At 56.2% G+C, this 12,591-nt stretch carries 9 protein-coding genes; 5 read left to right on the plus strand and 4 right to left on the minus strand.

Features of this window, described 5'->3' with window-relative positions; all coding sequences use genetic code 11:
- Positions 1–7: 7 nt before the first annotated feature.
- From AO242_RS13970 to epsC, 4 genes are all read right to left on the minus strand, one after another.
- On the minus strand, positions 8–3,418 hold the full coding sequence (locus AO242_RS13970; RefSeq protein ID WP_306475054.1) for a toxin VasX: 3,411 nt from the start codon (positions 3,416–3,418) through the stop codon (positions 8–10).
- Complete coding sequence (locus tag AO242_RS13975) at positions 3,390–4,268, minus strand: DUF4123 domain-containing protein (protein ID WP_099269175.1); 879 nt, start codon at positions 4,266–4,268, stop codon at positions 3,390–3,392. Before AO242_RS13975 ends, AO242_RS13970 begins: the two co-directional genes overlap by 29 nt.
- A gap of 2 nt (positions 4,269–4,270) precedes the next feature.
- Positions 4,271–6,313 carry a type VI secretion system tip protein TssI/VgrG gene (tssI, locus tag AO242_RS13980; RefSeq protein ID WP_099269176.1) on the minus strand — a complete coding sequence of 681 codons (2,043 nt, stop codon included), beginning with the start codon at positions 6,311–6,313 and terminating at the stop codon, positions 4,271–4,273.
- Between the two features lie 130 nt (positions 6,314–6,443).
- Positions 6,444–7,397, minus strand: coding sequence for a serine O-acetyltransferase EpsC (epsC, locus tag AO242_RS13985; protein ID WP_099269177.1), 954 nt, complete (start codon positions 7,395–7,397; stop codon positions 6,444–6,446).
- A gap of 194 nt (positions 7,398–7,591) precedes the next feature.
- On the opposite strand from epsC, the gene AO242_RS13990 reads away from it, so the two are divergent.
- The 5 genes from AO242_RS13990 (at position 7,592) to AO242_RS14010 (ending at position 12,417) form a co-directional block, all read left to right on the plus strand.
- Complete coding sequence (locus AO242_RS13990) at positions 7,592–8,587, plus strand: D-cysteine desulfhydrase (protein WP_099269178.1); 996 nt, start codon at positions 7,592–7,594, stop codon at positions 8,585–8,587.
- Between the two features lie 307 nt (positions 8,588–8,894).
- Complete coding sequence (tcyJ, locus tag AO242_RS13995) at positions 8,895–9,692, plus strand: cystine ABC transporter substrate-binding protein (RefSeq protein WP_099269179.1); 798 nt, start codon at positions 8,895–8,897, stop codon at positions 9,690–9,692.
- Positions 9,689–10,357 (plus strand): cystine ABC transporter permease, encoded by a 669-nt coding sequence (gene tcyL / locus AO242_RS14000; RefSeq protein ID WP_027899902.1) that lies wholly within the window; start codon positions 9,689–9,691, stop codon positions 10,355–10,357. Before tcyJ ends, tcyL begins: the two co-directional genes overlap by 4 nt.
- A 2-nt stretch (positions 10,358–10,359) precedes the next feature.
- A complete protein-coding gene (gene tcyN / locus AO242_RS14005) occupies positions 10,360–11,103 on the plus strand; it encodes an L-cystine ABC transporter ATP-binding protein TcyN (protein ID WP_027899903.1) in 744 nt (247 codons plus the stop codon).
- Positions 11,104–11,682: 579 nt separating this feature from the next.
- Positions 11,683–12,417, plus strand: a complete 735-nt coding sequence (locus AO242_RS14010) for a hypothetical protein (protein ID WP_099269203.1) — start codon at positions 11,683–11,685, stop codon at positions 12,415–12,417.
- Positions 12,418–12,591: the final 174 nt, after the last annotated feature.

The raw sequence follows: 12,591 nt of genomic DNA on the forward strand, positions 1-12,591 counted from the left end.
GATCTTCCTAAAGCGGCACAGGCAACAATGTAGCTTCATCTCGTCCTCCCAGGCATTCAACCTCCAGACGTTTTTTGGCTGAACCTATGACTCGACTATCACTATTGTCAGACTCCCCCTCGGGAGCCAGCTCAATCTGATAGCGATAACCTTTGTCCCCCTCACGTGCCGCGAGAGTTTCCGTGGAGTACCAAATTTGCAGCTCGACGTATTGAGCATTCTCACCCAATGTAACCCAGGCTTCCCAAATAATACCCTCGTCCACAGGTGGCAATTCTTTTTCAGCTGGGTCGTTGTAGCGGATTTGCGTTGGTGAGCTGGACACCTTACTCCACTGCTCGATTGACTCAGGCGTTCCGTAACCTATTAATTGCTCCTTTAAGCTTCCGCCCACTTTGGCGATAGGTAACACCGAGAAAGCGCGGCCGCTAGCGACGAGGTTCACCTGAATAATCTGACCTCTGACAATTTCGGGCAACAGTAACTGTACCCAAGCACCGTTTTGGGTTTCTCGCGCAAGATACCCAACACTAGAGGAATACTGTTGTTTGATTTCGAATGTAGGCTTTACGAAAATCGCAGGTGCTAACTGGATTTCGAGAAACGTCTGATTTTCCTCATCTTCGCTTTTGAAATACTCCTCCGGATAGCGGGTCCATCGGCATTTGTGAAGCCAGCGTCCGACTTCATCACGTTTCAGATAGTTAAGTGCAAGTGTTGCCAATAGGTAAACCATACCAACCACCACAATCCCAGCCAGGAACCATGGATGCATAACCCAGCCTGCTAACGATCCGTAGCCAGCCATAGCGAAGATGCCAGCCAACAATTGAGCACTACTTATCGTCAGAAATCCTAATACAGCAGCGCCTTTGACCTTAGTGACTTCGTAATCCAAGGCGGCTTCCGTACTACCCATATCATCCCTAATGTCCCACCACTCCAGCGACGCAGCCACCACAGCCAAAGCTCCCAGCCCGACCAGCTTTGCTCCAAACCCACGGATTGCTTTTCCCCAGGAGGCAGTCGCGGATGGACCTTTATCCCAATACCATGCCGAACGCTCCAGAATACCGATAGCCGTTTCGCCCTCTATGACACTCAGGTTTTTAATCGCCCCCCACCCAGTCTCCACAAACACCGCCATCAACGCATTCCCGGTATAGGCCGCAGCTGACGCTACCTTCGCCCAATCCTTCTTATTCAACTCACCATCCCGGCTGGCCGTCTCGTAGGTAACGAAGGTGTTAAGCAGGTTGATGGCTGCAATACCCCAGGTGATAGCGCCAGCGTTAAGGCCGTATTCGGCGCTCCAGGCTTTGGCCTGTTTGCTCCATTCCTGGGTGAGCTGGCCGTGTTTGGCGAAGAAATTCGAGATCTTGGTCTGCATGACCTGACCGTAGCGCTTGCTGCGATAGTCAAACAGGAGCGGCTCGTTGAGCCTGTGCTGTGTCAACCGGTGCTGGATGTCTTGCATGATCGAAGCAAGAGCACGGCGGTCGTATTGTTTGGCTTGGTAGAGCCAGCGGTATTGAGCGGTTTTGTAAAGATCACGCCCCTTGTCGAGTTCAGCCTTCCAGGCGGCGTGTTGTTTGGTGAAAGCCTCGTCGATTTGCAGTTTCTCGGGGTGGTTGAGCAGTACATGCCCCATGAGCAGATTGCGCAGCATCAAGGCAGCGTTTTGATTGATGGCACCGCCGGCCAAACGACTGTCGACCGGAAAGAACGCCAGCTGGATGTTTTCCAGGGTCGCCTTGCCTGCACCTTTTGCCAGATCAACCAAGGCATTCAGGGTCATTTGCGCCGGTTCGCTCAGCGCCTTGATCCACGGTTTTTCTGCCAAGGCATCGTGGGTGAGGAATCCGTTCAGTTCTCCTGCCCGGCCTACCAATGCCGTGACATCGGAAATGCCCTGCATCACGCGATTGGCTTCATTGGTCATGGCATCTTTGATTACATGGGAGAAGCCGAAACGAGCATGGCCGAACAGGGTTTTGCTGCTCTCTTCCTCCGCTTGCAGCCAGCGAGAGAAAGTGAGGTCCTGACTCAGGTTGCAAAGCAGGTCGGAAACCACTTCCAGCAAACACAACAGCGAGGTCGAATGAGTGGTGTCGATGAACAGCCGAATCGGATCGGTGCCGACATAGCCAACTAATGCCTTGATGTCATTCTGGGTTTCAGTGACGTGAGCACGAAAGATCTTCAGTTGCGCGTTCTGGGTGTCGGAGTATTCCCGCGCCGCTTGCAAGTCGACCTCACGTCGCCACTTGCTGCGGTCCTGCCAGCTTTTGCGCAGGTCGGGATTCGGCAAACTGCCGTAATTAGCCTTGAGCTCATCGCCCAACGCGGCAGATGGCAACTCAATGAGCCCCAAAACCTGACCATCAGCACTTTGCTTGAGGTCATCCTCCACCTGAAGCTGCTCGAAATACGACTCGATATCCTGGAGGTACTGCCGGGTCTTCGCTTCGTCCTTGAGTACCGCAGCAGGCAGTAGCGACTTGTCTCCCGCGGCACCGCATAGCTTCTCCACAACGCCCGCGATATTCAGCGCGTGCTCATGCTCCAGCCGAAACGCATGAAGCGCGGCTTGATCAGTCGCGAGCTGCATGCCCAGGTCTTCGAGCATCGCCAACGGATCGTCCAGCGCAATCAGCACGGCGCTGAATTTGTCATCGACGCTGCCGGTCCAGACAACATCGGCGGCGAGAGCGACAAAGGGATATTTGCCCTCGTCGTCCGCCTTAGGGGGATGGGCGGAATCAGCAAAGCGCCCGTCGTGTTTGACGGGATGGGGATCTACGTCTGCCACTACCCCTTTGCTCAGGCGGGTCAAAGGCAGCGTATGCCATGCGCTCATCTGTCTGCTGTAGTCGCGTAAGTCCAGCTCCCGCAGCCATGAGGCACGCTTCACGCCGCTGGCACTCATCAACTGGCACATGCGCCAGGTCCATTGATACGGCGAAAAGGCCATGCGCAACTTGTGAGTGCGGGGATACAACAGATGCGTTCGGCTTTCACCCTCAGCAGAGCGGATGTCCGGTAGCGATGCAGCGTCGTCCCAGACAATCCGCGTGAGACTCGCGTCATGCGCCTGAAAGCGGTACTCGTGCAGCACTTCATCCGTCTCGTCGTAGACGTACACAAAACCATCGCGCAGCTGTCGCAAGGTGTAGCCGCGGCTTTGCAGTTTGGGAGGGCATTTCCATTTGCCTTCTGCACTCAGTGGCGTGAGCTGACTCGGATCGACGTCATAGCGGGAGCGATCCAACGCATAGCGCATGGGCACAATGGCGATGTCCGGACCTTTGAACGGGCAGACTCCCGGATTAGCCATGGGCTTATCGGAGAACTGAGCGTTGCGACACTGCTGAGGGTTGCCGTTTTTATCAGCCATGAGCGTTATCCTTTTGCGCATAGCGGTGCGCGTCGAAAGCTTTGATTCGTGCTTCGGGAGACAGGCGGGCGTGTGCCGGATCGAGGGTCAGCCAGCTTTGGTAATGGTCATGTGGGCGAGTGGCGAAGTCCTGACCATCGTCGGCGCAGGCCTCGATCCAGATAACCAGCCCTCGCTCGCTGACAAGTCCCCACTCCAGGCCTGCTGCCAGGCTTGAGTCCAACCAGTCAGTGATCTGCTGGCTACTCATGTCGAGAAAGAACGAAGGGGTTCGCTCACTGATCCAGGCGTGGACACGCCCAAGAAACCGCCATTGTTGGGTTCGCTCAAGCGCGAGAATTTGGTCGGGGCCCAAGAGTGCGCAGTGGTTGTCCCAAGGCAATCCGGTATGGCGTCCACTGAATGTCTGCCACGACAACTGCGAACGTGGCGCCCAAGTCTGCTTTGGCGTGGCTACCCACCAATGCTGGATGGGTCCCAGATGCAGGTTTTCCGATCCAGAAAAACTCGACAGCCAAAAGTGCGCCACCAGCGGATCGGCGAAGCGCAGTAAACCGCTCCCACCGTTACAGTCGAGCGGGCTGATGAGCCGACGAAGGTGAGTGGCGACTTCCTGAATCGAAGCCTCGCTAAAAATCAGCGTGGAGTCTGCCCATAGCGCCTCATCAACGAGCCAATCCGACAGAAGCGTACTGCCCGACATAGGCTTGACCAGAATCGGCCCGAGGTCGTAAAGGTCTTTCCAGCGAGTCCCCAAATACAGCGGGTCGATTTCAAACATTTCATGACGCTGATAAAGGCTGGCCAGTGCGCCAGGCCTTAACGCGCCGTCGATCAATAGGTAATTGGCAAAGGAGGGGGCGTTGTTCATGACTAACCTCCCTGCGCCAGATCTTCTGCTTTGGCGGCTTCGCATGCCTCGCAGCGGGCAGGAAGAACTTCGAACTCGTCACGGAGGGCTTGAACGGAGACGTCCATCACCGGTGTGGACGGACCGCCCGGAACCGCCACTCTTTTTTCGAGAGGCACCGGCGGGAGCGGAACCGCAGGCATCCCCAGCAAAGGAACCCCACCCAACAAAATCGGCACGCTGGTAAAAATCCCCGCAGGAGTAATCGATATCCAGTGACCACCCGCCTTGATCGTCGTACTCAGCGTGGCGTCTATGACCATGTTCTGCCCGGCGGCCAGGTGTATTTCCTGCGCGGCGCTGACCAGATGATTCGTCACACTGATGTGCTGATTACCGACCACCGTCAACGAGTCATCGGCCAGCACCTGGGTTTTACGTGTCCCATGCGTAAGGTGGTGTTCTTCGCCATGCAGCTCGTGGCTGGACAGCCCGGTGACGTTGACCTTGCGCTGGTTATCCACCTGAATCGATTGATCGTTGAGCACATGCTCAGACCAGTTGCGTTGAGCGCGGATGGAAATGGATTCAGCGCCTTTGCGGTCTTCAATGCGCAGTTCGTTGAAACCTGCGCCGCCTGGGCTGCTTTGGGTCTTGAGCACGGTCTGGGTGTTCTGCACAGGCAGGTTCAGCGGCGCTCGCGTACCAGTATTAGGCAGACAGGCCTGCACGTAAGGCTGGTCGGGATCGGCTTCGAAGTAACCGACGATCACTTCCATGCCAACTCGCGGAATCATCACCGTGCCGTATTGCTCATGGGCCCAACCGGTGGCGACCCGCAGCCAGCAGCTGGAATGCTCGTTACGCGAGCCTTCACGATCCCAGAAGAACTTGACCTTGATCCGCCCGTATTCGTCGCAGTAAATTTCTTCGCCGTGCGGACCGGTGACCACCGCGTGCTGGCTGCCTAAAACTCTTGGCTTACGGTGTCTAAGCGGTGGACGAAACGGCACCTTCCCGGGGATGGCTTCAAAACGGTTGCGATAGCCTTGAGTAAACGCTCCCGATGCCCGAGGCATGGATTCCTCCAGCACCTGCGGCTGTTTGCCTTCATGGAAAACTGAGGTTAATAGCCACTGCTGGCTCCACGCCGGATTAGGATGCGTCAGTTCAAACAAGTGGCCACTGACCAGCGCACTTTGATCACTCGAACCACTGGCCAACCGGACATCACTGCGGTTTCGCTCAAGCGCCTTTTGCGCTTGCCGAGCGCCAACACTCAGGTCGGTAAACGGAGCCGGATACTGATAATCCTCCAGTTCCTTACGACCATCGCCGCCCGCACTGCTGAGCAGGTCCACCTGAGGCAATTGAAAGTGATAGGTCTGATGGCTGGCCTTGCCCGAGCGCGTGGCGAGTCGCACGTTGAATCTGTTGATAACCGACGCGGCTGCAACCTGTCCGCTGCTTTGCACATATGCGACTGCTGGCTTTAGCACCGGCAACTGAATAGGGTCGTCTGCAAACACCAGCAAATGCTCGTCAGGGCTGTGCTGGAAGTGAAAGTGGATGCCCTCTTCTTCGCACAGCCTGCGCACAAAATGCAGGTCGGTTTCCTGATACTGGGTGCAGTAATCGCGAGGCTTGCAGGGCTCGCGCAACCTGAACGCAAACCCGTTGCTGAAAATGGCGTGATCCTTGAGGACCAGCGCGATGATTTCCGGAACCGTCTTACCCTGAAAGATCCGATGATTGCTGCGGTATTCCAGACGCTTGAGGCTGGGCACCAACTGAATGAAATAGTGAGTAAAGCGCTTGCCGGAATCACCCTGAGCGATTTCGCCGATCTGTCCGTGGAGACCATTACCGTCAGCGTCGAACCTCAGAAACGCCAGTCGGTGCAGCACGTCTTCCAGCTTGAGATTGGCCCGCTCGCTGACCAGCTCGATGCGCACACTGAACGGACGGCTGATGGATTCCTTTGCCGTAAAGGCCAGCACTCGAAAGTCATGCTCAAGCCCGGCAATTTCCAGCGTGAACGAAGCGCGGTTGGCGGGGTTGAACATGGGCAAGTCCTTGGCCTGAATAAAAGGCGGGACTTTGCACTAACGCTCAATAACAAGAAGTCGGATGCTGCGAACAGCATCCGTAGGATTTATCCCTATTAACAGGCGACAAAACATCAGAGGCCGACGGCTACTTCTGACTCCCATCATCCTGCTGCAACAAATTCGCCTGCGTAAGGTTGCAACCCGCTGGCACGCTACGCGTCAGCCAGACGTTGCCGCCAATAGTCGAACCTTTACCAATCGTGATGCGGCCCAGAATCGTGGCACCCGCGTAAATAACAACGTCGTCTTCAACGATCGGGTGGCGGGCGTGTCCTTTTTGCAGTTGGCCGTCTTCGTCCGCCGGGAAGCGTTTGGCGCCCAGGGTGACGGCCTGGTAGATGCGCACGCCCTCGCCGATGATGGCGGTTTCGCCGATGACGACACCTGTGCCGTGGTCAATGAAGAAGCTCGGGCCGATCTGCGCGCCGGGGTGGATGTCGATGCCGGTGGCGGAGTGGGCAATTTCCGAACTGATCCGTGCGAGCAGCGGCAAGCCTGCGCGATACAGATGGTGGGCGATGCGGTGGTGGATGACAGCGAGGATGCCGGGATAGCACAGCAGCACTTCATCAACGCTGCGCGCCGCCGGATCACCGTGATAAGCGGCCAGCACGTCAGTGTCGAGCAGCTTGCGCATCTCCGGCAAGGCCCGAGCAAAGCCCTGAATCAGGTCCAGTGCCTGTTTATCGAGGGCTCGAACGTCTTCGGAGCGTTGATGGGCCACGTAGCGCAGTTCAAGTCGAGCCTGAGCCAGCAACGCATTGAGGGCGACGTCGAGGGTATGACCGACATAGAAGTCTTCACTCTCTTCGCGCAGATCCACTGGCCCAAGGCGCATGGGGAACAGCGCGCCGCAGAGCGCTTCAAGAATGTCGCGCATGGCGGCGCGGGAGGGCAGTTCGCGGCCGCCATGCTCACCGCTGACCCGCTTGTTACGTGCCCGCCAATCATCACGCGCGGAGCGCAGTTCACTGACGATCTGCTGCAACTGCCAGTGACTGGATCGGCCTTCGGCGGATGCCTCTGGGGTATCACTCACGCTGACTCTCCTCGATTCGGGATACGGCTTTCTAGTGGTGGCCGCTGATACGGCCACTCTACGGCAAAGATTTCAGGGGAAAAAATAACAATTTGAGTAGGCCTTCTCCTCTGAGGGCATAAGCAGTGAGAAGTTGCCCTGTAGGAAGTGTCTGCTTATAGTCCTGCGACTCTCTGTACGGCTTACTTATCCTCATGATCAAACAACAGCTCGCTCAATTTAATCGCCTGGACTTGATCGGTGCTCCAACGGCACTGGAAAAACTGGAGCGCCTGTCGGTCTGGGCGGGCCGCGACATCTATATCAAGCGCGATGACACCACGACGCTGGCTCTGGGCGGCAACAAGGTTCGCAAGCTCGAATACCTCGCCGCCGATGCGCTGGCGCAAGGGGCTGACACGCTGATCACAGCCGGTGCCATTCAGTCCAACCATGTGCGTCAGACCGCTGCCCTGGCCGCCCGCCTGGGTCTGAGCTGCGTGGCTCTACTGGAAAACCCCATCGCTACCGAAGACAGCAGTTATCTGCACAACGGTAATCGCCTGCTGCTGGATCTGTTCGACGCCAAGGTCGAGATGGTGGAAAACCTCGACAACGCCGACGAGCAATTGCACGCACTCGCCGCCCGCCTGCGTAACAGCGGCAAAAAGCCTTATCTGGTGCCTATTGGTGGCTCCAGCCCGGTTGGAGCACTGGGTTATGTGAAGGCAGGCTTTGAACTGGCCGAGCAGATCAAGCAGACCGGGCTGGATTTCGCCGCGGTCGTGCTGGCCTCCGGTAGTGCCGGGACTCATAGCGGTCTGGCCCTTGCCTTGGCCGAAGCCTTGCCGCAGTTGCCCGTCATTGGTGTAACGGTGTCGCGCCCTGAAGAGACTCAGCGGCCGAAAGTGCAAGGCCTCGCCGAGCGCACTGCCGAGTTGATGGGCGTCACGTTGCCCGACGCTTTTAAAGTGGAGCTATGGGACGAGTATTTCGGCCCGCGCTATGGCGAACCCAATGCCGGCACTCTGTCAGCTATAAAACTTGTGGCCAGTCATGAAGGTCTGTTGCTGGACCCGGTCTACACCGGTAAAGCCATGGCCGGGCTACTGGATGGCATCGGCCGTGGACGTTTTGACGACGGCCCGCTGATTTTCCTGCACACCGGTGGTGCGCCTGCGCTGTTTGCTTACCCGGATGTGTTTGCGTAAGGGTTGGGATCTGACGCAATTGCGCGACTGAAGAAGATCGGTAGGAGCCAACTTGTTGGCGAAGCTGTTGCGTGACACATCGCGTCAAGCGGCTCGCGAACAAGTTCGCTCCTACCGAAGCAATTTCATATTCCATAAAAGACTATAAAATTATTTTTTAATTATTTTGAACCATAACCAGCTGCTTCTATGATCGCCGCCAGCACGGATCAAAGCGCTGAAAAAGCTGGATAAACATCCGCTGCCAACGTAGCGTTCGTCAGGTCCGATTCTTGCCTGAAACCAAACAACTTAAATGGGGCTCGTCATGATTATTTCTGCCATTCGGCGCACCGTTCTGCTTTCCACCCTGGGCCTGGTGCTCGGTTCCGCCTTGATGGGTCAAGCGGTTGCGGGTGAGCAACTGGATCAAATCAAAAAGGCTGGCACGATCAAAGTCGGCCTTGAAGGCACCTACCCTCCGTTCAGCTTCCAGGATGAAAGTGGCAAGCTGACCGGTTTCGAGGTCGAGTTCTCCGAAGCGCTGGCCAAAGAGCTGGGCGTCAAAGTGCAACTGCAAGCGACCCCATGGGCGGGCATCCTCGCGGCGCTGGAGTCCAAGCGTCTGGACGTAGTGATCAACCAGGTGACCATCTCCGAAGAGCGCAAGAAGAAGTATGACTTCTCCGAGCCGTACACCATCTCCGGTATTCAGGCGCTGGTGCAGAAGAAAGATGCAGACAAGTTCAAAACCGCAGCCGACCTCAAAGGCGCCAAAGTGGGCGTAGGTCTGGGCACCAACTACGAGCAATGGCTCAAGGAAAACGTGCCAGCCGCCATCGTCAAAACCTACGACGATGACCCAACCAAATATCAGGACCTGCGTGTCGGTCGTATCGACGCCATCCTGGTTGACCGCCTGGCCGCTCTGGAACTGATCGCCAAAACCAAGGACAGCCTGGCTGTTTCCGGCGAACCCTTCTCCCGCCAAGAGTCCGGTATTGCCATCCGTAAAGGCGAGCCTGAACTGGTTGCGGCCATCAACAAGGCCATCGAAAAACTGCGCGCTGACGGCACGCTCGCCAAGCTGTCGCAGAAGTACTTCCAGGCTGACGTGACCAAATGATTGAAGAGGGTCTGAAGCTTGCGCTGGACTCCGCGCCCTTTCTTATAAAGGGCGCGTACTACACGATATTCCTGAGCCTGGGCGGCATGTTTTTCGGCCTGCTGCTGGGCTTCGGGCTGGCGCTCATGCGCCTGTCACCGTTGATGCTGCTGCGCGGCATCGCTCGGGTTTACGTGTCGTTCTTCCGCGGCACGCCGCTGCTGGTTCAACTGTTCATGATCTATTACGGCTTGCCGGAGTTGGGCATTGAACTGGACCCGCTGACCGCAGCGCTGATCGGCTTCTCGCTGAACATGGGTGCTTATGCCTGTGAAATCCTGCGTGCCGCGATTGCCTCGGTGGATCGTGGTCAATGGGAGGCTGGGGCAAGTATTGGCATGACCCGCGCGCAGATCATGCGCCGGGCCATTCTGCCTCAGGCCGCCCGCACTGCCTTGCCGCCACTGGGCAACAGCTTTATCTCGCTGGTCAAAGACACCGCGCTGGCGGCCACTATTCAGGTGCCGGAACTGTTCCGTCAGGCACAACTGATCACCGCCCGCACCTTCGAAATTTTCACCATGTACCTGGCCGCCGCCTTGATCTACTGGATCCTCGCCACGGCGCTTTCGTACCTGCAGAATCGTCTGGAAGAGAGAGTCAACCGCCATGATGTGGAGTCTTGAACATGATCGTGGTTGAAAAGCTCACCAAGGAATTCAAGGGTCAACAAGTGCTCAAAGGTATCGACCTGAAGGTCGAGGCCGGCGAAGTCGTAGCGATCATCGGCCCTAGCGGTTCAGGTAAAACCACCCTGCTGCGCTGCCTGAATTTTCTCGAAGAACCCACCAGCGGCAAGATCATCGTGGGCAACATCGAAATAGACGGCAACCGCCCGCTCAGCAAGCAGCAAAGCCTGATTCGAGAACTTCGTCAGCACGTGGGTTTTGTGTTCCAGAACTTCAATCTGTTCCCGCACCGCACCGCGCTGGAAAACGTCATCGAAGGCCCGGTTGTGGTCAAGAAGATGCCGCGTGAAAAGGCGTCCGAACTGGGTCGCAAACTACTGGCAAAAGTCGGACTGGCAGGCAAGGAAGACGCCTACCCGCGGCGTTTGTCGGGCGGTCAGCAGCAACGCGTGGCCATTGCTCGCGCCCTGGCCATGGAGCCGGAAGTGATTCTGTTCGACGAACCCACTTCTGCGCTGGACCCTGAGTTGGTAGGTGAAGTGCTGACGGCTATTCGCGCCCTGGCTGAAGAAAACCGCACCATGGTCATCGTCACACACGAAATGAATTTCGCCCGGGACGTCGCTAACCGTGTGGTGTTTATCGACAAGGGGGTGATTGTCGAGCAAGGCGACGCGAAGGAGCTGTTCGCCAACCCGCGCGAAGAACGGACACGGCAATTTCTGGAGCGAAGCAGGAACTGATCCTACAAAGCACAGACCAGAAACCTGCGCCTTCTGGCGCTGTTCCTGCTGGCTTTACATTTGTACATCAATCAATCGATCAAACCCGTCGTTGATGCACTTTCAGAATCGCTAAAAAATCATCTAAAAACCTGAACAGACGCCCTCCTCTGATCCCACTCAATGAAATAGAGAGGGCAGCGGCTGGGGGCTCAATTCTTTTACCTGGTCGGTCGGCTAGCAGGTTTTCATCCTTCGTAAACATAACTGTTTATTTCCTCAAGTAGGACGGACCAAGCCGATACGGTCAACAGTTCGACGAAACCTTGTAGGAAGTATCTTATTTATTCGTACACGCCTAGGTCAATCCATTAGCGCCTTGACAGATAAGCGCAAACGACATTAGCTCAAGAACAACAGAAACTTCTAACGCCCTCGAATAGTTGCAAGCGGCATTTACCGACACTTTGTAATGCTTCCCATAAGCTCGAACTATACGTTAACTATCCACAGGTTGAACTCGAGGTGCACAGCAATGATTCCAGCAATGAATTTGTTACAACTACCAATGATCAACTTAATGACGACGGGCATTCAGACATGACTTACACACTTGGCAAAACAGGCGGTCTAAAACTGTTCCCACCTTACGTCCCACAGGCCCACAGGCATGGTGTCGGCATTCGCGCCGCTGCCCATTTGCTGGTCAACATCGACCCTTACCCGGACATGGACGCAGGCGACCTGATCGAGTTGTACTGGGGCGGTTGTTACGTCGCGTCGAAAGTTCTGGATGAGTCCGATATTGGCTACACCATGGTCCTGCGGGTACCGGAAAGCTTTCTGCAAAGCGGCACTGTCAAGACCTACTACCGGCTGATGAAGATCGGCGGCGCGCCCATTACTTCGCCCTGCCGCAGGCTGAGAGTGAAGCTGGACATGCCCGGCGGGCTGTTGATCAATGACAGTTGCGAAGAAAACCAGGGGCTTGCACCGGTCTGCCTGCCGGACGCTGTGATCAGGAACGGGCTGGTTACCAGTGACGTCAAAAAAGGCCTGCCACTGTCCATCGAGCCCTACCTGAACATGGCCCCTTGCGATGAAATTACTCTGCGCTGGGGTGATCTGCGCATGGATCTGGAACCCCTGGATGCCGATAACGTTGGTAAACCCGTCAAGCTGATTGTGCCCGCCACCTTGATTCGCGAGGCGGGTGATGAGCCGCAACTGGAGGTGACGTATTGCGTTATTGATCGAGTCGGTAATAACTCTCGCTGGGCACCGCCACGGGAAATTAGCGTCAGTACTCTGGATAATCGCCCCGGGTATGATTGAACACTTTTTAATACCAGCCAATATGCGAAGTTTTCAAAGCTTCGTGTATTGGCCTGCTCGCTCTACAAGCGCGAACTGCCTCACAAACCCACTATTCCCAAGACAATTCCTACAGCCAACTGCATATTCCCCTACAAGCATACTCATAACATATACAAACAACTGACTAGGCTT

The sequence above is a fragment of the Pseudomonas sp. ICMP 561 genome (assembly GCF_002699985.1).
In the GTDB taxonomy this organism is placed as follows: Bacteria; Pseudomonadota; Gammaproteobacteria; order Pseudomonadales; family Pseudomonadaceae; genus Aquipseudomonas; species Aquipseudomonas quasicaspiana.

What these genes read in the sequence shown, in the direction of transcription:
- AO242_RS13970 (WP_306475054.1), bottom strand. Translation starts at nt 3,418, where the DNA reads ATGCGCAAAAGGATAACGCTCATGGCTGATAAAAACGGCAACCCTCAG.
- AO242_RS13975 (WP_099269175.1), bottom strand. Translation starts at nt 4,268, where the DNA reads ATGAACAACGCCCCCTCCTTTGCCAATTACCTATTGATCGACGGCGCG.
- tssI (WP_099269176.1), bottom strand. Translation starts at nt 6,313, where the DNA reads ATGTTCAACCCCGCCAACCGCGCTTCGTTCACGCTGGAAATTGCCGGG.
- AO242_RS13990 (WP_099269178.1), top strand. Translation starts at nt 7,592, where the DNA reads ATGATCAAACAACAGCTCGCTCAATTTAATCGCCTGGACTTGATCGGT.
- tcyJ (WP_099269179.1), top strand. Translation starts at nt 8,895, where the DNA reads ATGATTATTTCTGCCATTCGGCGCACCGTTCTGCTTTCCACCCTGGGC.
- tcyL (WP_027899902.1), top strand. Translation starts at nt 9,689, where the DNA reads ATGATTGAAGAGGGTCTGAAGCTTGCGCTGGACTCCGCGCCCTTTCTT.
- tcyN (WP_027899903.1), top strand. Translation starts at nt 10,360, where the DNA reads ATGATCGTGGTTGAAAAGCTCACCAAGGAATTCAAGGGTCAACAAGTG.
- AO242_RS14010 (WP_099269203.1), top strand. Translation starts at nt 11,683, where the DNA reads ATGACTTACACACTTGGCAAAACAGGCGGTCTAAAACTGTTCCCACCT.